Genomic DNA, 20,676 nt, shown 5'->3' with positions numbered 1-20,676 from the left:
GACGGCGGTCCGGTTCCATTGCCGCCCGGGACGGACGATCGGTCCGATCCAGACGGTGCCGCGCCCGATCCACGGGAACTCGCCGCGCAGTTCGAGGACGAAAAGCCCGGGCGGGAACTCTCCGGGCCGATCGGCGTTCTGGTCACCGGAACGACGTTGGCGATCGCGCTGCTCGCCCTCTGGCAGGTGTTCAGCCCGCTGCCGCAGGGAAGCAAGTTCTACCTGGTCATCTTCCTGGCCGGCATCCTGCCGATGGTCTTCCTGGCGTACCCGGCCGATCTGCGCCTGCCCCGGCGACTGCGTCGCGCGGACGCGCCGAGCGACGCCGCGCCCACCGACCGCCCCACGCGCCGGGGCCCCACCCTGCCGGACTGGATCCTGGCCGGCGCGGCGCTGGTCAGCTGCCTCTACCCGGTGCTGCCCGTCGGCCTGGGTGACGGCGGCGGCGGGTACGACGCCTTCCTCGACCGGCAGGGCCTGCTGGTCGGCGTGGACGTGGCGATGGGCACCGTCCTGCTGATCCTGCTGCTGGAGGCGTGCCGGCGGACCACCGGATGGATCCTGCCGGCGGTCTGTGTGGTCTTCCTCGGCTACGGCTACTACGGCGGGCTGCTGCCCCAGTCCTGGCCGGTGGCCCACGCGGGCCTCGACTTCGGACAGATCGTCGACGGCCTCTACAACTCCGACAGCGGCTTCTACGGCACCCCGCTCGACGTCGCGGCGACGTACATCGTGCTGTTCACCATCTACGGCGCGGTGCTGGACCTCTCCGGGGCCGGCCGGTTCTTCGTGGAGCTCTCCGCCGCCGCCTTCCGGCGCTCGCGCACGGCCGCCGGGCGCACGGCCGTCGCCTCCGGGTTCCTGCTCGGCACCGTCTCCGGTTCCGGCGCGGCGACGACCGTCAGCATCGGCGCGGTCACCTGGCCCGTCCTGCGGCGCGCCGGCTATCCGCCGGAGCGGGCGGGCGGCATGCTCGCCGCGGCCGGCGTCGGGGCGATCCTCTCCCCGCCCACCCTCGGCGCGGCGGCCTTCATCATCGCCGAGTACCTCGGCGTGTCGTATCTCCAGGTGCTCGGCTGGGCGACCGTCCCGACGGTGCTCTACTACCTCGGCATCCTCCTCGCGGTCGAGATCGACGCCCGGCGCTCGGGCGTGCGGCCGGTGGTGATCGAGGCGGCCTCGGCCGGCCGGCTGCTGGCCCGCTTCGGCTACCACTTCCTCTCGCTCTTCGCGATCGTCGGACTGCTCGCCGTCGGCTTCTCCGCGACGAAGGCCGTGGTGCTGGCCACCGTCCTGGCCGCCGCGCTGTCCTTCCTCGACCGTCGGCATCGGCTCACCCCGGCCCGCCTGCTCGCCGCGCTGAGCGCCGGGGTGCGCGGCGTGCTCGCGGTGAGCGCGGTCTGCGCCGCCGCGGGCATCATCACCGCCACCACCACCAAGACCGGCCTCGGCCCCCAGGCGGCGGCGCTGCTGGTCAGCGGGGCCCAGGCCGTCAGCTCCGAACCGGCCGTGGTGCTGGCGCTCACCGCGCTGCTCGCCGCCCTCGCGCTCACCCTGCTCGGGCTGGCCGTGCCGGTCACCGCGTCGTTCGTGATCGGCTGGGTGATCATCGGCCCGGCCCTGCTGGACCTGGGCGTCACCGCGCCCGCCGCGGCGATGTTCGTCTTCTACTTCGCGGTCCTGTCCGAGGCGTCCCCGCCGACCGCGCTCGCCGCGGTGGCCGCCGCCGCGGTGACCGGCGGCCGGCTGGTGCCGACCATGTGGCAGACCCTGCGGTACGCCCTGCCGGCCTACCTCATCCCGCTCGCCTTCGTGGTCACCCCGACCGGTCTCGGGCTGCTCGGCATCGGGGGTCCGCAGCGGATAGCCGTCGCCGCGACGGTCGCCGCCCTCAGCGTCGCCGTGCTGGCGGTGGCGGCGGGCGGCTGGCTGCCCGGCGTCGGCCCGGCCGGCACGCCGGAGCGGATCGTCGGCGCGCTCGCCGGGCTGACGCTGCTCTGGCTCGAACCCGTGCCCGTCGCGATCGGCGCCGCCCTGGCCGCCGTCATGGTGGCGGGTGTGCTCGTCAGACGCGGATCCGCCGGTCGGAACGGCGGGCCGTCAGCAGTACCAACGGTGAACCATGGGGAGGAAAAACAGTGAGACGGATCAACGTGCGGCTCGCCGCGGGGGTTGGCGCGCTGGCCCTCGTCGCCGCGGGCACCGCCGGCTGCGGAGGCCGTCAGGACGGCGCGACCAAGGACGACGCCGCCAGTGAGATCACCTGCAAGGTCACCGACAGCACCCGCGTCGGCATCGCCACCGGCAACGCCACCGGCGTCTACTACGTGGTCGGCAACGCCCTGGCCGGTCAGCTCTCCGGGGCGACCGAGGGCAAGCTGACCGGCACCGCCGCCGAGACCGGCGCCTCGGTGCAGAACGTCGAGCAGCTCGTCGGCGGCCAGTACGACGTCGCCTTCTCCCTGTTCGACACGGCGGTCAACGCGGTGCAGGGCAAGGGCAGCTTCACGGCGCCGCAGCCGGTCGAGGCGCTCGCCCGGATCTACGACAACTACACGCAGGTCGTCGTCCGGGCCGACTCGGGGATCAACTCGGTCGCCGACATGAAGGGCAAGAAGATCTCCACCGGCTCCCCGAAGTCCGGCACCGAGGTCATCGCCAACCGGCTGCTGGAGGCCGCCGGCCTCGACCCGGCCAAGGACGTCCAGGCGCAGCGGCTCGACCTGACCAAGTCCGTCGAGGGCGTCAAGGACGGCAGCGTCGACGGGCTCTTCTGGTCGGGCGGGGTGCCCACGGGCGGGCTGACCGACCTGTTTACCACCGCCGGGGACAAGGTGAAGTTCATCGACATCACCCCGCTGCTGCCGAAGATGACCGAGCTCAACCCGGCGTACCAGGCCGGGACCATCGGCGCGGACGTCTACAAGACCGCCGCGGACACCCCGACCATCGTGGTGCCGAACGTGCTGCTGGTCCGCAAGGACCTCAACGCGAACGTGGCCTGCGCGATCACCCGGACGGTGTTCGACAAGAAGGACGCCCTGGCGCAGGCCAACCCGGCCGCCAAGGGCATCAGCCTGGACAACGCCCGCAAGACCGACCCCGTACCGCTGCACCGCGGCGCGGACAAGGCGTTGCAGGACCTCGGCGCACGCTGATCCCGGGGTGCCGGGCCCGGGCCTCGCGTCCGGGTCCGGCACCCCCCGACCCCACCCCGGAAGGCCCGAGTGTCGCTCCCCACCCCCGGCCGCGTACGCCGGCACCACCGGCCCGCCGACCACACCGACCGACTGTGGTCGGTACGCACCCAGTTGCTCGCGCCCATCCTGGTGGCCACGATCGGTCTGGTCGTGCTGGGGTCCACCCAGACCGCCATGGCCATGGCCGCCACCGACGACGCGGACCGCGCCCGGGTGCTGGCCGGCACCGCGACGGCCACCGTGCGCCTGGTGCACGAGCTGGAACGGGAACTCGGCGAGACGGCGGCACTGCGCCAGCGGGGCGGCAGCAGCGGACGTCCCCTCGTCGACGCGCAGCGCCGCCGGGTCGACGCGTCCGTCGAGCGGTACCGCGGCTCCAGCCGGGACGCCCGCCGCGCCGCACCCGACCTGCGCCAGGTGCTCGACGGCGCCGACGCGCAGCTCGGCCAGCTCGAAGCGGCCCGCGGGTCCGCGCTGGACGGCACCACCGCCGACCCGGCCTACCTCTCGCTGGTCGAGTCGCTGCTCGCCGTCGCCGACGCGCTGCCGGCCCAGCTGCGCGACCGGGAGCTGGCCAACGGGGCGCGCGAGGTCGCCGCCGTCGCCGCCCAGGAGCACCTCGCCGCCGTGGAACGCGACCTGCTGCGCACCGTCTTCGTGCGGGGTGCGCTGGTGGACGGCGAACTGGTCCGCCTCGGCCAGCTGCGGGGTGCGCAGGAGCAGCGGCAGGCCGAGTTCTCCCGGATCGCCAGCCGGCCGGCGGCGGACGCGTACACCCGGCTGGTGGCCGGCACCGACGTCTCCACCGCCCGCCGGATGCGCGACAGCGCGCTCAACGTGGAGACCGAGCCCGCCGGGCTGAAGACCGACGGCGACGCCTGGTACGTGGCCCAGAGCGGCGCCATCCGGCGCTACAACCTGCTCGGCCGGGAACTCTCCGAGGAACTCGACCGCAACGCCGCCGGACTGGCCCGGGAAGCCCAGCTACGGGCCCTGGTCACCGGCGGCGCGACCACCGCCGTCGCGCTGGCGTCGTTGACCGCGGCCGTGCTGCTGGCCGTCCGCACCAGCCGCCGGCTGCGCCGGCTGCGGGTCGCGGCGCTCACCATGGCGAACCGGGAACTGCCGGAGCGGATCACCGCCATCGCGGCCGGCGACGGCGCGCCGACCGACGGCGCGGCCACCCGGCTGACCGCCGGCATCGGGCAGGGCCGCGACGAGATCGCCCAGGTCGCCCAGGCCTTCGACACGGTGAACCGGGCCGCCCTGCGCCTGGCCGGCGAACAGGCCGAGGTGCGGATGGACGTGACCCGGATGGCCGAGGCCCTGGCCCGGCGCATCCGCACCCTGATCACCCGGCAGCTGCGGCTGCTCGACGAGTTCGAACGCGAGGAGACCGACCCCGACGCGCTGGCCCGGCTCTTCGCGCTGGACCACCTCGCCGCCCGCATGCGGCGCAACGGGGAGAACCTGCTGGTCCTCGCCGGCGGGGAGCCCGGCCGTACGCACGACGGCGCCCACCTGCTCGCCGACGTGGTGCGGGCGGCCGCCTCGGAGATCGAGGACTACCCGCGGGTGGAGGTCGACGTGCCGACCGCCGCGGTGCACGGCACCGCGGTGGGCAACCTGGTCCACCTCCTCGCCGAGCTGCTGGAGAACGCCACCGTCTACTCCCCGCCGAACGCCCCGGTGCACGTCGACGGCCGGCGCACGATCGACGGCCTCACGCTGCGCGTGCACGACCAGGGCATCGGCATCAGCGACAGCCGCCTCGCCTCGATCAACGAGCGGCTGCTCGCCCCCGCGATGCTCTCCAGCGCCTCGGCCGGCAGCATGGGCCTGCACGTGGTGGCCCACCTCGCGGCCCGGCACGGCGTACGGGTGCAGCTGCACAACAGCGGCGCGGGCACCGTCGCGCAGGTGGAGATCCCGGAGTCGGCGCTGACCCGCGTCGAGGACGTCGCTCCGCGCTCCGCCCCGGAGGGCCGTGCCCCCGCACCCGCCGCCCCGCAGGTGCCCGCGCCGGCGACACCCGTCCGGCAGGTGCCCGCGCAGGCGCCGCCGCCCGTGCGTACGCAGGCACCGGTCGTCCCCGCCCAGACCGCCTGGTTCCGGCCCCGGACCGGGACCGGCAGTCCCGCCGCCGTGCCCGACCTGGCCAGCGTCCACCACGCGCCGACCATCGCCCTCCCGGTGCTCGGCGCGCGCCCGACCGGGTCGGGTGGCGTCGCCACGGCGCCGTCGTCCCGTCCCGCGTCGGCTCCGCCCGCGCCGCCTCAGCTCACCGGGGCCGGGCTGCCGCGCCGCACCCGGGGCGGCCAGCTGCCGGCCACGCTGCACGAGGCACCGCCGGCACGACCGGCGGGCGACCTGCTCGACCCCGAGGTCGTACGGTCCCGGCTCTCCTCGCTCGCCGAGGGAGTGGCCGCCGCGACCCGACGTACCCAGACGACACCCCCCAGGAGAACACCATGACCCCATCCGTGAGCGCCGGCCTGGACTGGCTCCTGGCCAACTTCGCCGAACAGGTGCCGGACGTGTCGCACGCCCTCGCGGTCTCCGGCGACGGGCTGCGGCTGGCGGCCTCGCCCCACCTCGCGCCCGACCAGGTGGACCAGCTCTCCGCCGTGATCAGCGGCCTGGCCAGCCTGACCGTCGGCGCCGCCCGGCTGATGTCGGCCGGCCGGGTACGCCAGCAGATCGTCGACATGGACGGCGGGGTGATGCTGGTGATGGCGGTCGGCGAGCGCGCGCTCGTCGGGGTGCTCGCCGCTCCCGGCTGCGACCTCGGCCAGATCGGCTACGAGACCGCCATGCTGGTCCAGCGGGTGGCGGAGGCCCTGGAGCCGGCGGTCCGGGCGTGATCGGACGGTCCTCCCGGTTGCTGGCGGCCCTGCTGGCGACCGTGCTCGTCGCCGGTTGCGGCACGGCCGAGGCCGGGCCGCAGCCCTGGCACGGTGGCCGGATCTTCCTCGCCACCGGCAACACCACCGGCGTCTACTACCAGCTCGGCGGCGGCTACGCGGACGTGATCAGCCGCCACCTGCCCGGCTACGAGGCGCGGGCCGAGCCGACCGGCGCGTCGGTGGAGAACATCAACCGGCTGGCCAGCGGCGACATGGAGATCGCCTTCAGCCTCGCCGACACGGCGGCGGACGCCGTCGCGGGGCGCGGGGCCTTCGAGGGCCAGCCGCAGCCGGTGCGGGCGTTGGCCCGGGTCTACAGCAACTACACCCACGTGATCGTCCGCGCCGACGCGAAGATCACCAAGCTGTCGGGGCTGCGCGGGAAGCGGGTCTCCACCGGCTCCCCGAAGTCCGGCACGGACATCATCGCCGGGCGTCTGCTGACCGCCGCCGGGCTCGACCCGGACCGGGACGTCGTCCGGGCCACGCTCTCCCTGCCGGAGACCGTGAAGCGGATGCGGGCCGGCACGCTCGACGCGATGTTCTTCTCCGGCGGACTGCCCACGCCGGGCATCGCCGACCTGCTGGCCAGCGCGCCCGGCACGTACGCGCTGCTGCCGATCGTCGACCTGATGGAGCCGCTCACCGCGCGCCACGGTTCGGTCTACACCACCGCGGAGCTGCCGAAGGAGGTCTACAGGACGAGGAGCGGCACGCCGACGGTCACGGTGGCGAACGTCATCCTGGTCAGCGCCGACATGCCCGACCAGCTGGCGTACGACCTGACCCGGCTGCTCTTCGCCTACCAGGCCGACCTGGTCAAGGTGCACCCGGAGGCCGGCAACTTCACCCAGCAGAGCGCCTCGGGCACCGACCCGATCCCGCTGCACCCCGGGGCCGCGCGGTTCTACCAGCGCGGGTGACCCGCGCCGGTCAGGCGTCCGCCGGGGCGGTGGCGGCGCGGGCCTCCGCCACGAGGCGGTCGGTCTCGGCGAGCACCTCGGGATCGTCGGTCGGGGTGCCGGGGTCGAGGCGGACCGTCCACGTGAGGCCGTCCACCCCCGGCACGCGGCGCGCCGCGACCCGGCCGGCGCCGCCGGGCACCGGGTGGTGCTGCGTGTACGCCACCGACCGGGTGACCCGCTCCCGCACCTGGTGCGGCAGCTCCCCCGGGTCGAGCAGCAGGTACGTCTCGGCCGGGCGGTCGGCCACCAGCAGGTAGCCGTCGCGCTCGGCGAGCCGCTCGGCCGGCGTCACCGTCAGTTCGCGGCCGGACCAGACCGCCTTGAGGACGTCGTGCCAGCCCAGCCGGTGCGCCCGGCCGGGCAGCCAGAGCCCCAGGTTGCTGGCGACGACCACCCCGTCGCCCTCGCCGTTGCCGGCGGCGGCCCAGGCGAGCACCCGCTCGTCGGCGACCAGCGGCGGCCGGGCGGCCGGGGGGAGCTTCGGCTTGCGGCGGAACAGTCCCATCTACAGTCCTCCCGCGGCCTGCTCGCGCAACGCCCGGGCGTGCTGCTCCAGCGACAGCAGCTCGCCGAAGGCGGCGAAGTACTCGTCCTTGTTGTTGACCGGGTTGATCCGCTGGATCCGGGACTTCAGGTCCCTGATCCGGCTGGTCACCGAGCCCCACTGCAACCGGGCCATGGTGACCGAGACGTAGCGCGGGTCGGGCTCGCCGTCGATGCGCAGCGGCTCCACGGCCAGCTCGCCGACGAGCGCCCGGGCGGCCAGGTCCTCGCAGGCGTCGCGGACCGACTCGATCCAGACCGCGCCGCCGGTGGCCGTGGCGGCCCCGCCGACCGCCGCGACGGCCGCCCGCACCGCCACGTGCACGGGGTGCCGGTACTCCGACGCCTCGACCGCGTCGAACATCGGCCCGGCCAGCACCGGCTCCTGGAGGGCGAGCTTCAGCGCCTCCCGCTCGACCATCGAGTGCGGGTTGTCGACGACCGGCTCCGGCCGGGCGGGCCGGGGCGCCGGCGCGGCCTCCCGGCCGGGGGTGGGCGACGCGGCGGCCAGCACGGCCCGCTGCACCGGCTCGATCTCCATGCCGAGGTCGCCGGCGAGCTTGCGGACGTACTCCGGACGCTTCTCCCGGTCCTTGAGCTTGGCGACCAGCGGCGCGGCCCGGCGCATCGCCTCCACCCGGCCGTCGACGGTGTCGAGGTCGAAGCGATTGATGACGTGCCGCAGCGCGAAGTCGACAAGCGGCTCGCGGCGGGCCACCAGGTCGCGGACCGCCAGGTCGCCCTTGGCCAGGCGCAGGTCGCACGGGTCCATGTTGTCGGGGCTGACCGCGATGAACGTACGCCCGACGAAGCGCTGGTCGTCCTCGAAGGCGCGCAGCGCGGCCTTCTGGCCGGCGGCGTCCCCGTCGAAGGTGAAGATGATCTCGCCCGCCACGGCGTCGGTGTCCAGCAGCAGCCGGCGCAGCACCCCGATGTGGTCCCCGCCGAACGCCGTGCCGCAGGTCGCCACGGCCGTCGGCACCCCGGCCAGGTGGCAGGCCATCACGTCGGTGTAGCCCTCGACCACGACCACCTTGCCCTGCTTGGCGATCTCCCGCTTGGCCTGGTCGATGCCGTAGAGGACGTGCGACTTCTTGTAGATGGGCGTCTCGGGGGTGTTCAGGTACTTCGGGCCGTCGTCGTCGTCGAAGAGCTTGCGGGCACCGAAGCCGATCACGTCGCCGGCCAGGTCGCGGATGGGCCACATCAGCCGGCGGCGGAACCGGTCGATCAGCGTGCCGGAACGCGACGGCCGGGACAGCCCGGCGGTAGCCAACTCGTCGTGGCTGAAGCCCTGCTGGCGCAGGTGCTTGGTGAGCAGGTCCCAGGCGTCGGGTGCGAAGCCGCAGCCGTAGCGCTCGGCGGCGGCCCGGTCGAAGCCGCGCCGGGCCAGGAACTCCCGGGCGGGACGCGCGCCGGCGGTGGTGAGCTGGCCGCGGTAGAACTCCACGGCGGCGGCGTGCGCGGCGACGAGGCGCTGCCGCTGCCCCTGCTGGGGGCGCGGGCGCGGCGCGGCGGAGTCGTTCTCGACGTAGCGCAGCTGGATGCCGGCGCGGTCGGCGAGCCGCTCGACCGACTCGACGAAGCTGAGGTGCTCGGCGTCCATCAGGAACTTGATCGCGTCGCCGCCGGCGCCGCAGCCGAAGCAGTACCAGACGTTGCGGGCGGGCGAGACGTTGAACGACGGGCTCTTCTCGTCGTGGAACGGGCACAGCCCCTTCAGGTTGCCGCCGCCGGCCGACCTCAGGGTCACCGTCTCGGAGATGACCTCGGCGATCGAGCTGCGCTCCCGGACCAGCGCGATGTCCTCGTCCCGGATCCGCCCAGCCATGTCCGCCACCCCCTCGGCGTACATCCTGCCCTGCCGCACCGACGCCGCGCCGCCGGGGGACGCCGCGTGTGGCGACCACCGCCGTCACCTCGGCGCCCGCGCCCGCGACGACGGGGCCACGGCCACCCGGCGCGGCGTCCGGACCGGCCGCGGCGGTTCAGCGTGGGCGCCGTAGGTAGCGCCGCACCGGCGGCGGGTCCTCCTCGTCGTACGACCGGGCGGCCCGGACGGCCGCGGCCAGGCCGGAGCGGCGGACCCGCGGCGGCGGGTTGACCGCCGGGTCCCGGGCCATGTCCCGGACCAGCGCGACCGCCAGGCCGAGCATCACCACGACGAAGGGCAGGGCGACGAGGATGGTCGCCTGTTGCAGCGCGTCCAGCCCGCCCACCAGCAGCAGTACGGCGGCGACCGCGCCGATCAGCACGCCCCAGACCACCACCAGCGCGCGGTGCGGGCGCAGCGCGCCCCGGGAGGTCAGCGAGCCGAGCACCAGCGCGGCGGAGTCGGCGCCGGTGACGAAGAAGAGCCCGACCAGCACCATGGCCAGGACGGTGGTCAGGCCCGCCAGGGGCAGCGCCTCCAGCAGGCCGAACAGGGCCCGTTCAGTGCCCGCGCGGACGTCGGCCACCAGGTCCCGGGTGCCGGTGGCCTGCACCCGCAGGGCGCTGCCGCCCAGCACCGCGAACCAGATCACGCTGGCGCCGCTGGGCACCAGCAGCACCCCGGCGACGAACTGCCGGACGGTACGCCCCCGGGAGATCCGCGCGATGAAGATGCCGACGAACGGGGCCCAGGAGATCCACCACGCCCAGTAGAAGATCGTCCAGCTGCCCAACCACGCCGGATCCGAGAAGGCGCCCGTGCGGGTGGACATGGTGACCAGGTTGCTCAGGTAGTCGCCGACCGAGGCGGGCAGCACCTCCAGCGTGTAGATCGTCGGGCCGGCCACGAACACGAACGCCATCAGCGCGACGGCGAGCACCACGTTGGTCGTCGACAGCCACTTGATGCCCCGGTGCAGCCCGGAGAAGGCGGAGACGACGAACGCCAGGGTGAGGGCGCCGATCACCACCAGCTCGACCGCGGTGGTGTCCGGGACTCCGGTGACCAGGTCCAGCCCGGCGGCGACCTGGAGCGCGCCGAGGCCGAGGCTGGTCGCCGAGCCGAACACGGTGGCGAAGACGGCCAGCAGGTCGATCGCGCGGCCGACCGGCCCCTCGGTCTGCGCGCCGAGCAGCGGCTGGAAGGCGGCCGAGATGCGGTTCGGACGGCCCTTGCGGAACGTCGAGTACGCCAGCGCGAGCGCCACCACCGCGTAGATCGCCCACGGGTGCAGCGTCCAGTGGAAGAGCGTGTACTGCATCGCCGCCGCACCGGCGGCCCCGGTGTTCGGCGCGACGCCGCTGGCCGGCGGCGGGGCGCCGTAGTGCTCGATCGGCTCGGCGACGGCGTAGAAGACCAGGCCGATCCCCATGCCGGTGCTGAACATCATGGCCACCCAGGCCAGCGTGCTGAACTCCGGTTCGTCGTCGTCGGCGCCGAGCCGGATCCGGCCGAACTTCGTCACGGCGATGACCACCGAGAGCACCAGGAAGGCGTCGGCGGCCACCACGAAGAACCAGCCGAAGGTGTCGATGGCCCAGGCCAGGCCCGACTCGCCGAAGCCGGCCAGGGAGCCCCGGGCCAGCACGCCCCACGCCACCACGGCCAGGACGCCGCCGACGCTGAGCGCCAGCACCGTCCGGTCGATCCGGCCCACGGCCTGCGCCCGGTCCCGTGCCTGCCCGCTCATGGCCACCCCCTGCCCATCCTGCTGGGCAGTGGGGCGGCACACGGCGATATCGGGCCAACCTGCCCGGCGCGTGGACGGGGCGACGACCGGCCGGGCGTGGCGGCAGGTGGCGGGACGTCGGCGTCAGGCGCGGCGGCGGCCGGTCAGGCCGGGCAGGAGCGGCGGCCGGTCAGGCCGGGACGGCGGCGGCCTCCTCGGCCTCCACCTGCCGGTTCCAGTCGGGCTTGCTGGCGCGCCAGCCCTCGTCGTCCAGGCCCCGGCGCCAGTAGCCGGAGATGGAGAGCCGCTCGCGGGGAACGCCGCGCTCGATGCGGAGCAGGCGGCGCAGCTCCTTGACGAAGGTGGCCTCGCCGTGCACGAAGGCCTGCACGTCACCGGGCGGGAACTCCAGGGCGCGGACGGCCGCGACCAGGGCCTCCCCGACCGGGCGGTCGCCCCGGTGCAGCCAGGTCAGGCGCACCGCGCCCGGGCTGGCCAGCGGCTGCTCCTCGGTCGGGTCGGCGATCTCGACGAAGACGGTGGCCGGGGCGCCGGCGGGCAGCCGCTCCAGGGCGGCGGCGATGGCCGGCAGCGCGCTCTCGTCGCCCACCAGCAGGTGCCAGTCGGCGTCGGGGCTGGGGGCGTAGTCCCCGCCGGGGCCGACGAAGGGCACCGGGTCGCCGGGGCGCAGCGCGGCCGCCCACGGCCCGCCCACCCCCACGTCGCCGTGGTGGACGATGTCGACGGTCATTTCGCCGGCCGCCGCGTCCCAGGCCCGCACCGTGTACGCGCGCAGCCGGGGCCACCGCTCCCGGGGCAGGTCGCGGCGGATCACGTTGAGATCCGCCGGGATCGGATACTCCGTCCCCGGCGCCGGGAAGACGATCTTGATGTAGTGGTCGGTGAACTCGCCCACCGGCAGGCCGGTCAGCTCCTCACCCCCGAGCACCAGCCGGACGACGTGGGGGGTGGGCCGCTCGGTGCGCAGTACCCGGGCGGTGGTGACCTTGATGGGGCGCTCCGTCATGCCGGTTAGGTTAGCCTAAGTTTGCGCGGTAGCCCATCCCCCATCCGCCGTCGGCCGGTGCCCGCGCCCACCGCGCACCACCCGCGCGTGCCAGGCGACGGCCGCCGGGTCGGTCAGCGAGGCGACCTGGTCGATCACCACCCGGAGCCGGGCCGCGTCGTCCGGCGCGGCCGACCAGAGCGGGGCGAAGACGGGATCCAGCCCGTCCGGCGCCCGGTCGGCCAGGGCGTGCACCAGCTCGGCCAGCACCTCCCGCTGCCGCCGGTAGCGGTCCTCCGCGCCCGGGCGACGCATCACGTACCGCAGCGCGATGCCCTTGAGCAGCGCGCACCGCGCCCGGATCCGCCGGGGCACCACCAGGTCGGCGGCGTAGCGGCGGTGCGGCCCGGGGCCGTACCGCTCCTGCGTGGCCGCCACCACGGTCGAGACGAAGCGGCCGGTCAGCACGCTGGTGGTCGCCTTCAGCGCCGCCTGCGCGCGATGGCTGCCGTCGTAGCGGGCCAGCGGGGCGAGCACCGGGTCGTCGAGCAGTTCCAGCAGCACGTCACCGAGGTCGGCCGGGGACTCGCCGGAGTAGGTGGCGGCGACGTCGGCGCAGAGCGCGGCCCGCTCCTCGGGGTCGCGCAGCAGCGTACGCAGGGCCACGTACCCGCCGTGGATGCCGTCCTCGACGTCGTGCACCGAGTACGCGACGTCGTCGGCCCAGTCCATCACCTGCGCCTCCAGGCAGCGCCGGTCGTCACCCGGGCCGCCCGTGCGCAGCCAGGCGAAGAGCGGGAGGTCGTCGTCGTACACCCCGAACTTGCGCTGCTCCCGGCGGCGGGACCACGGGTACTTGCTCACGGCGTCGAGCGAGGCGCGGGTCAGGTTGAGGCCGGCGGACCTCCCGTCCGGGGCGACCACCTTGGCCTCCAGCCGGGTCAGCACCCGCAGCGTCTGCGCGTTGCCCTCGAAGCCGCCGCACCCGGCCGCGAGGTCGTCCAGCGCGTCCTCGCCGTTGTGCCCGAACGGCGGGTGACCGAGGTCGTGGGCCAGCCCCGCCGTGTCGACCACGTCCGGGTCGCAGCCCAGCCGGGCCCCCATCTCCCGGGCGATCTGCGCGACCTCCAGCGAGTGGGTCAGCCGGGTACGCAGGAAGTCGTCCGTGCCGGCCGTGTGCACCTGGGTCTTCGCGGCCAGCCGCCGGAACGCCGCCGAGTGCAGCACCCGGGCGCGGTCCCGCTCGTACGCCGACCGCCCGTACCCGGTGTCCTTCGGCGGCTCGTCGACCCAGCGGGCGACGTCCGGACCGTCCGGCCCGGGAGGCTCAGTCCTCACGCTGCCGCAGCACGCAGAACTCGTTGCCCTCCGGGTCGGCCAGCACGGTCCACCCGCCGTCGCCCTGCCCCACGTCGACGTGCCGGGCCCCCATGTCGACCAGCCGCTCGACCTCGGCCTCCTGGTCGTCGGGACGCAGGTCGATGTGCAGCCGGTTCTTGGTCGTCTTGTCGTCGGTCACCGGCACGAAGACGATGCCCGGCAGCCGGTCGGCGGACCGGCGGATCTCCACCTCGTCCGGCTGCTCGTTGACCACCTGGTAGCCCAGCGCCTCGGCCCACCAGCGGGCGAGCCGGGCGGGGTCCCGGGCGTCGACGGTCAGGCTCTCCCAGGCGCTGCTCATGCCGATCAGGTTACGCCCGCGCGCCGCGAACGGCGCGCCGCCGGCGCGCGACCGAGGGCTACGCAACCTCCGAACAGTCGAGAGTTGTCGACCGATCGCCGACGGTTACGGGATCGCGGTCCGGCATGGCCGCCGGTAGCGTTCCCAGCGCGGAACGTGACCAGGCTGAGGGCCCGACGGTGGGGAGACGCCCGTGAACGCGGACACGATGATGGGAACGGAACTGTCGGAGCTGCGCCGGCGCCGCCCGGAGGTGGCGGGCACGGTGCTGGCCGGCACCGACGGGCTGCTGATCTCCAGCGACCTGCCGACGACGGACGCCACCCACCTGGCGGCGCTCGCGGCGGCCAGCTTCGGCCTCGGCCACCGGGTGGCCGACACCGTGCGGCACGGCGAGTTCCGGGAATCGGTGGTCCGCACCTCGACCGGCGCCGTCGTCACCTATCCCGCCGGGCGCAACGCCCTGTTGACGCTGGTCGCCGACGCCGGCGCCGACCTGGAGGAGCTGCATGCCGACGCGCGGGCGGTGGCCCGACGCACCGGCTCGGTGCTGGACGCCAACCGCCTGATCGGGGCGGCGACGGTGCCCGAGGCGCATGCCCGGCTCACGGCCCGCACCTCGGGCGGCAGGCTGCCCCGACGCGTCACGCCCCACACCTGGCGCCGCCCGCCGGTCTGAGCAACCTCCGGGAGCCGGTCGCGACCGACTCCCGACTCCCGACCCACGGTGCGGTCGCGCCGGCACGGGCCGCCCGCACGGCAGCGGCGGCGGATCCGCTCCCCCGGGTCCGCCGCCGGCCTGTCGTACCGTCCGCGTCAGCGGCTGTCGGAGCCGTCCGTCTGCACCGCCGCGCGGCCGGCCTCCAACCGGGCGACGGGCACCCGGAAGGGCGAGCAGGACACGTAGTCCAGGCCGACCTCGTGGAAGAAGTGCACCGACTCCGGGTCGCCCCCGTGCTCGCCGCAGACGCCGAGCTTCAGCTCCGGCCGGGCCGCCCGGCCCTCCTCCGCGGCGATGCGCACCAGCCGGCCCACGCCGTCGCGGTCGATCGACTCGAACGGCGAGATGCCGAAGATGCCCAGCTCCAGGTAGCGCCAGAAGAACGCGCCCTCCACGTCGTCGCGGGAGAAGCCCCAGCCCATCTGGGTCAGGTCGTTGGTGCCGAAGGAGAAGAACTGCGCCGCCTCGGCGATCTGGCCGGCGGTCAGCGCCGCCCGGGGCACCTCGATCATCGTGCCGATCAGCACCTCGACGCCGCTGTCCCCGACGACCTCGGCGATGATCTTCTCGGCCTCGGCGCGGACCGTCTCCAGCTCCTGCACCGCGCCGACCAGGGGGACCATGATCTCCGGCCTGGCCACCGCGCCGCTGCGGGTGACGGTGACCGCGGCCTCCGCGATCGCCCGGACCTGCATGGCGAACAGGCCGGGGATGACCAGGCCGAGGCGGACGCCGCGCAGACCCAGCATCGGGTTCTCCTCGTGCATCCGCCGGACGGCGGCGAGCAGCGCCTCTTCCTGCGCCACGTCCTCGCCGCGCTCCTGGGCGACCGCCACGTTGACCGCGAGCTGCTCCAGCGGGGGCAGGAACTCGTGCAGCGGCGGGTCGATCAGCCGGACGGTGACGGGCATCCCGTCCATCTCCCGGAAGATCTCCTCGAAGTCGGCGCGCTGCAACGGCAGCAGCGCGGCCAGCGCGGCCTCCCGCTCCGCGTTGTCGCGGGCCAGGATCAGCCGCTCGACCAGCTCGCGCCGGTCGCCGAGGAACATGTGCTCGGTGCGGCAGAGGCCGATGCCCTCCGCGCCGAAGCGCCGGGCCCGGGCGGCGTCCGCGCCGGTGTCGGCGTTCGTGCGCACCGCCAGCCGCCGCCTGGCGTCGGCGTGCGACATGATCCGGTGTACGGCCCGGACCAGCGCGTTGTCGACGTGCTCGGGGTCGAGACTGCCCTCGAAGTACTGCACCACCTCCGACGGCATGACCGGCACCTCGCCGAGGTAGACCTTGCCGGTGGTGCCGTCGATGGAGACGATGTCGCCCTCGACGACGGTCTGCCCGCCGACGACGAAGCGGCGCTGCGGGACGTTAACGTCGATCTCGTCGGCGCCGGAGACGCAGGTCTTGCCCATCCCCCGCGCCACCACGGCGGCGTGGCTGGTCTTGCCGCCGCGCGAGGTGAGGATGCCCTGGGCGGCGATCATGCCGTTCAGGTCGTCGGGGTTGGTCTCGCGCCGGACCAGGATCACCGACTCCCCCTCGGCGGCCAGTTCGACCGCGCGGGCGGAGGTGAAGACCACCTTGCCCGACGCCGCGCCCGGCGACGCCCCGATGCCCTTGGCCACCGGCTGGAACTCGTGGTCGAGCCGGAACCGCGGGAACATCAGCTGGGCGAGCTGCGCGCCGTTGACCCGGTGCAGCGCCTCGTCGAGGTCGATCAGGCCCTCGTCGACGAGCTGCCCGGCGATGACGAACGCCGCGGCGGCGGTGCGCTTGCCGACGCGGGTCTGGAGCATCCAGAGCTTGCCGCGCTCGATGGTGAACTCGATGTCGCAGAGGTCCTTGTAGTGGCCCTCCAACCGGGCCATGATGCCGAGCAGTTCGTCGTAGGACTTCTTGTCCAGCCGCTCCAGCTCCTGCAACGGCACGGTGTTGCGGATGCCCGCGACCACGTCCTCGCCCTGGGCGTTGGCCAGGTAGTCGCCGTAGATGCCCTGGGCGCCGCTGGCGGGGTCGCGGGTGAACGCGACGCCGGTGCCGGAGTCCGGGCCGAGGTTGCCGAAGACCATCGCCACCACGTTGACCGCGGTGCCCAGGTCGGCCGGGATCCGCTCCTGGCGGCGGTAGAGCACCGCGCGCTCGGCGTTCCACGACTCGAAGACCGCGCGGATGGCCAGGTCGAGCTGCTCGCGCGGCTCCTGCGGGAACTCCCGGCCGGTGTGCTTGAAGAAGATCTTCTTGTACGCGTCGACCAGCCCCCGCAGGTCGTCGGCGTCGAGATCGAGGTCGTTCCCGGTGCCCTTGGCCCGCTTGGCGTCGTCGAGCGCGTGCTCGAACTCCTCGCCCGGCACCTCGCACACCGTCTTGCCGAACATCTGGATCAGGCGTCGGTAGGAGTCCCAGGCGAACCGGTCCGCGCCGCCGGTGGCCTGCTGGTCCGCGCCGCCCGCCTGTCGGGCGAGCCCCTGGACGCTGCGGTCGTTGAGGCCGACGTTGAGGACGGTCTCCATCATGCCGGGCATGGAGAACTTGGCGCCGGAGCGCACGGACACCAGCAGCGGGTCCTCCGGGTCACCGAGGCGCTTGCCCATCGCCTGCTCCAGCGACGCGAGGTGCGCGGCGATCTGGCCGGCCAGGCCGTCGGGCTCCTCCCCGGTGGCGAGGTACGCCTTGCAGGCCTCCGTGGTGATCGTGAAGCCCGGTGGGACCGGCAGGCCGAGATTGGTCATCTCGGCCAGGTTGGCCCCCTTGCCGCCGAGCAGTTCCTTGAGATCCTTGTTGCCCTCGGCGAAGGCGTAGACGTACTTGTGTTCCACCGTCTCCTGCGTTGCCACCAGAGCCCTCCCACGCGCGCCGGTCCGACACTTAACGAAGGTTCAGTTGCTCTCATACCCCGGGATGGACCACCGGCAATCCCGGTGCCAAGCCGGCCGGTGGGCGAAGGCTAAGCGAACTTCGTGTGGCCCGGGACCGTTCGGTGACAATAGGCACAGCTATCACGACTATCCGCGTTCGTACGGGTTTTTGGGAACGCTTCCACGCGCACGATCACGCATTTCACGCCTCGCCTCGTATTCTTGGCCGCACGCTTTTCGGTGAACCTCACCTTTGCCATAACCGCCGCAAATACACCCCTCGGAGCCGACGCCGTGCCAGCCGTTCCCACCGCCGCCCCGGAGCCGCTCGACCCGTCCCGCGCCGCCGGGGTGGACGAGCCGGCCCCCGCGCACCACGACCTGCCGGTCCACGAACCGACCGCCGCCGAGCTGGCCCGGGCGGCGGCCCGGGCCGCCGACGACCTGCTCGCCCCGCCGACCGGGACCCTCGACGACCTGCCCGTCCCGCCGACCGGGGCCGCCGACGACCTGCCCGCCCCGCCGGCCCGGGTCCGGCTGGGCGACGTCGTGCCCGCCCCGGAGCGGGTCGCGCCGGTCCCGGGCGCCGACTTCGTCCTCACTCCCGACGCGGCGATCCGGGTGAGCCCCGACGACGCCGCCCGCGCCGTCGCCGGGCAGCTCGCCGCCCTGCTCCGGCCGGCCACCGGCTACCCGCTGCCGGTGACCGACGCCACCCGGCGGGAGCCGGCCGGCGACATCACGCTGGCGCTGGCCGCCTCCGACGACCTCGGCCCCGAGGGCTACCGGCTCGACGTGACATCCGACGGCGTACGGATCGAGGCCGCCACGCCGGCCGGGCTCTTCCACGGCGCACAGACGCTGCGGCAGCTCCTGCCCGCCGCCATCGAGAGCCCGGTGCCGGTCGCCGAACGCTGGGCGGTGCCCGGCGGTTCGATCACCGACCGCCCCCGGTTCCCCTACCGGGGGGCGATGCTCGACGTCGCCCGGCACTTCTTCGGCGTACCCGACGTGCTGCGGGTGATCGACCACCTGGCCCGCTACAAGCTCAACCACCTGCACCTGCACCTCACCGACGATCAGGGCTGGCGGATCGCGGTCGACTCCTGGCCGCGGCTGACGCAGGTCGGCGGGGCGAGCGAGGTGGGCGGCGGTCCGGGCGGGCACTACAGCCGCGACGACTACCGGCGGATCGTGGCCTACGCCGCCGAGCGGCACGTCACCGTGGTGCCGGAGATCGACCTGCCGGGGCACACCAACGCCGCGCTGACCGCGTACGGCGAGCTGGCCCCGGACGGCATCGCGCCGCCGCCGTACACCGGCACCGACGTCGGCTTCAGCTACGTCGACCCCACCAACGAGCGGACGTACGAGTTCGTCGCCGACGTGCTGGGCGAGATCGCGGCGCTCACTCCCGGGCCGTGGCTGCACATCGGGGGCGACGAGGCGTTCAAGGTGCGCCCCGACGCATACGCGACCTTCATCGAGCGGACCCAGCGCATCGTCGCCGCGACCGGCAAGACGGTGGTGGGCTGGCACCAGATCGCGCCCGCCGCGCACGCCGAGGGGCGGGTGCTCCAGTGGTGGGGCACCAAGGGCGAGGACCCGGTCACGGCGGACGCAGTCCAGCGGGGGGCGCGGCTCGTCCTCTCCCCCGGCAACCACGCCTACCTCGACATGAAGTACGCCCCGGACACCCCCATCGGGCACGACTGGGCCGGCCTGATCGACGTGCGGCGGGCGTACGACTGGGATCCCGGCACCCACCTGGCCGGCGTACCGGCCGACGCGGTGCTCGGCGTGGAGGCGCCGCTGTGGACCGAGTCGGTCACCTCGCGGGCCGAGGTCGAGTTCATGCTCTTCCCGCGCCTGCCCGCGATCGCCGAGCTGGGCTGGTCGCCCCGCGCGACGCACGACTGGGCCGGATTCCGCGACCGGCTGGCTGGGCACGGCCCGCGCTGGACCGCGGCCGGCACGGCCTTCCACCGCTCGCCGGAGATCTCCTGGCCCGCCGAGCGGCCGGCTCCCGCCGCGCGACACACGGCGATCCCCGCCCAGGAACAGCGGCCGACTCCCACCGGGCCACACACGGCGATCCCCGCCCAGGCGCAGCGGCCGACTCCCGCCGGGCCACAAACCTCGGTTCCCGCCCGGACCGGCCCAGAGGAGGCCGGCAACCGACGGCAGTGACCCGTCGGCGATGCCGCCGATCATCCGGTCGAGTGGCGGTCAGCTCCCGCGGGGCGAGGGAGTCGACCGACACCTGCCGTGCGACGCCGGGCGACGCGTCGGGCGAAACCGCCTGCGCCCCGACCGCCGCGTCCACCCCGTCCGCCTGAGCCTGCGCCCAACGCCCCGATCGGTTGCTGGCGGGCACGCGGGCATGGCGGCGCCGGGTGGGCTCCGCGCGCGCTGTCGAGCTGATGTCGTAGACGATTCAGCGATGTCCCGGCCCGGAGCGTCCGGGGAGGCGAGCCGCCGACGTGGGGAGGAGTCGCCCGGGCCGGCTCCCGCTCGCCCCGGGTGTCGTGCGGTTCGTGCCGGCGCGGCAGCGTGAGCCGTTTACGACATCAGCTCGACAGCGCGCTCGCCACCCCATGCTCACCGCACTGACCGATGGCAGCGAACTGCGAAGTCACGCCCATGTTTGTCCGGTTCCGGATGTCCGAATACGTGCCCCGGCGTAGCCGCCGTCCGGTGCGTCCCGTGGTCGGCGCCACCCGGTCGGCGGAATCGTGGGGCCGGCGCGGGTCGTTGAACATGGCATACCCACGGCGCTCCCCCGCGCCACGGGGTGGCCCGACCGGCTGGCGGAATGGCTGGCCGACCCGGGTCGTTGAGGCATCCCGGACGCCCGAGCAGGCCCCCCGCCGCAGGAGCGATCCGTTCTGACTTCCCCTTCGCGGCACGCCGCTCCCCCGCGCGTCCGCGCACCCCCGATCGAAAGGTGCCATCACCATGCGTACCGACATGCTGCGTAAGACCGCCCTGACCGCTGCCGGGCTCGCCTTCGCCGGTGGCGCCATCGCCGGCCCCGTCACCACCGCCTACGCCGCCCCCGCCGACACCAAGCCCACCACGACGGTCAGCCAGGACCGCAAGGGCGGCGAGCGTGAGCTGGGCGTGCGCTACGAAGCCCAGCCCAACTTCTACTACTGCGGCCCCGCCGCCGCCCGCAACGCCCTCAGCGTCCAGGGCAAGAA

Annotated in this window: 13 protein-coding genes and 2 pseudogenes; 8 read left to right on the top strand and 7 right to left on the bottom strand. The window is 74.4% G+C overall.

All coding sequences use genetic code 11. From position 1 onward, the window contains the following. Positions 1-18 precede the first annotated feature (18 nt). The 5 genes from AB0883_RS15120 to AB0883_RS15100 all read left to right on the top strand — a co-directional run bounded on the left by AB0883_RS15120 (position 19) and on the right by AB0883_RS15100 (position 7,029). Positions 19-2,142, top strand: a complete 2,124-nt coding sequence (locus tag AB0883_RS15120) for a TRAP transporter fused permease subunit (protein WP_366642226.1) — start codon at positions 19-21, stop codon at positions 2,140-2,142. Then, entirely contained in the window at positions 2,139-3,158 is a 1,020-nt protein-coding gene (locus AB0883_RS15115) for a TAXI family TRAP transporter solute-binding subunit (protein ID WP_366641769.1), read from the top strand. Before AB0883_RS15120 ends, AB0883_RS15115 begins: the two co-directional genes overlap by 4 nt. A gap of 69 nt (positions 3,159-3,227) precedes the next feature. After that, positions 3,228-5,675 carry a sensor histidine kinase gene (locus AB0883_RS15110; protein WP_366641768.1) on the top strand — a complete coding sequence of 816 codons (2,448 nt, stop codon included), beginning with the start codon at positions 3,228-3,230 and terminating at the stop codon, positions 5,673-5,675. Next, complete coding sequence (locus AB0883_RS15105; RefSeq protein WP_121400267.1) at positions 5,672-6,064, top strand: roadblock/LC7 domain-containing protein; 393 nt, start codon at positions 5,672-5,674, stop codon at positions 6,062-6,064. Before AB0883_RS15110 ends, AB0883_RS15105 begins: the two co-directional genes overlap by 4 nt. After that, positions 6,061-7,029, top strand: a complete 969-nt coding sequence (locus AB0883_RS15100; protein WP_366641767.1) for a TAXI family TRAP transporter solute-binding subunit — start codon at positions 6,061-6,063, stop codon at positions 7,027-7,029. The genes AB0883_RS15105 and AB0883_RS15100 overlap by 4 nt, the downstream gene beginning before the upstream one ends. A gap of 10 nt (positions 7,030-7,039) precedes the next feature. Here the strand turns inward: AB0883_RS15100 and AB0883_RS15095 are convergent, their stop codons facing one another. The 6 genes from AB0883_RS15095 to AB0883_RS15070 all read right to left on the bottom strand — a co-directional run bounded on the left by AB0883_RS15095 (position 7,040) and on the right by AB0883_RS15070 (position 13,903). Continuing rightward, a complete protein-coding gene (locus tag AB0883_RS15095) occupies positions 7,040-7,576 on the bottom strand; it encodes a hypothetical protein (RefSeq protein WP_366641766.1) in 537 nt (178 codons plus the stop codon). Next, the gene (dnaG, locus tag AB0883_RS15090) at positions 7,577-9,469 is read right to left on the bottom strand and encodes a DNA primase (protein WP_366642225.1); all 1,893 of its coding nucleotides are present in this window, start codon (positions 9,467-9,469) and stop codon (positions 7,577-7,579) included. Positions 9,470-9,602: 133 nt separating this feature from the next. Beyond that, entirely contained in the window at positions 9,603-11,237 is a 1,635-nt protein-coding gene (locus tag AB0883_RS15085) for a BCCT family transporter (RefSeq protein WP_366641765.1), read from the bottom strand. A gap of 169 nt (positions 11,238-11,406) precedes the next feature. Further along, positions 11,407-12,243 carry a siderophore-interacting protein gene (locus AB0883_RS15080; protein ID WP_366641764.1) on the bottom strand — a complete coding sequence of 279 codons (837 nt, stop codon included), beginning with the start codon at positions 12,241-12,243 and terminating at the stop codon, positions 11,407-11,409. A 15-nt stretch (positions 12,244-12,258) separates the two neighbouring features. Beyond that, positions 12,259-13,560 carry a deoxyguanosinetriphosphate triphosphohydrolase gene (locus AB0883_RS15075; RefSeq protein WP_366641763.1) on the bottom strand — a complete coding sequence of 434 codons (1,302 nt, stop codon included), beginning with the start codon at positions 13,558-13,560 and terminating at the stop codon, positions 12,259-12,261. After that, complete coding sequence (locus tag AB0883_RS15070) at positions 13,550-13,903, bottom strand: VOC family protein (RefSeq protein WP_366641762.1); 354 nt, start codon at positions 13,901-13,903, stop codon at positions 13,550-13,552. Before AB0883_RS15070 ends, AB0883_RS15075 begins: the two co-directional genes overlap by 11 nt. A 193-nt stretch (positions 13,904-14,096) precedes the next feature. On the opposite strand from AB0883_RS15070, the gene AB0883_RS15065 reads away from it, so the two are divergent. Next, the gene (locus AB0883_RS15065) at positions 14,097-14,582 is read left to right on the top strand and encodes a roadblock/LC7 domain-containing protein (RefSeq protein WP_366641761.1); all 486 of its coding nucleotides are present in this window, start codon (positions 14,097-14,099) and stop codon (positions 14,580-14,582) included. A gap of 137 nt (positions 14,583-14,719) precedes the next feature. Here AB0883_RS15065 and ppdK read toward each other — a convergent pair whose 3' ends face one another. Then, a complete protein-coding gene (gene ppdK / locus AB0883_RS15060) occupies positions 14,720-17,452 on the bottom strand; it encodes a pyruvate, phosphate dikinase (RefSeq protein WP_366641760.1) in 2,733 nt (910 codons plus the stop codon). Between the two features lie 372 nt (positions 17,453-17,824). Here ppdK and AB0883_RS15055 point away from each other — a divergent pair. Both AB0883_RS15055 and AB0883_RS15050 read left to right on the top strand, forming a co-directional pair. Beyond that, a pseudogene (locus AB0883_RS15055) lies at positions 17,825-19,483 on the top strand (beta-N-acetylhexosaminidase); the annotation flags it as partial. A 948-nt stretch (positions 19,484-20,431) separates the two neighbouring features. Continuing rightward, positions 20,432-20,676, top strand: a pseudogene (locus AB0883_RS15050) (phytochelatin synthase); the annotation flags it as partial.

The organism is Micromonospora sp. NPDC047812 (assembly GCF_040704175.1).
GTDB lineage: Bacteria > Actinomycetota > Actinomycetes > Mycobacteriales > Micromonosporaceae > Micromonospora.
This window is presented reverse-complemented; position numbering and strand designations above follow the sequence as displayed.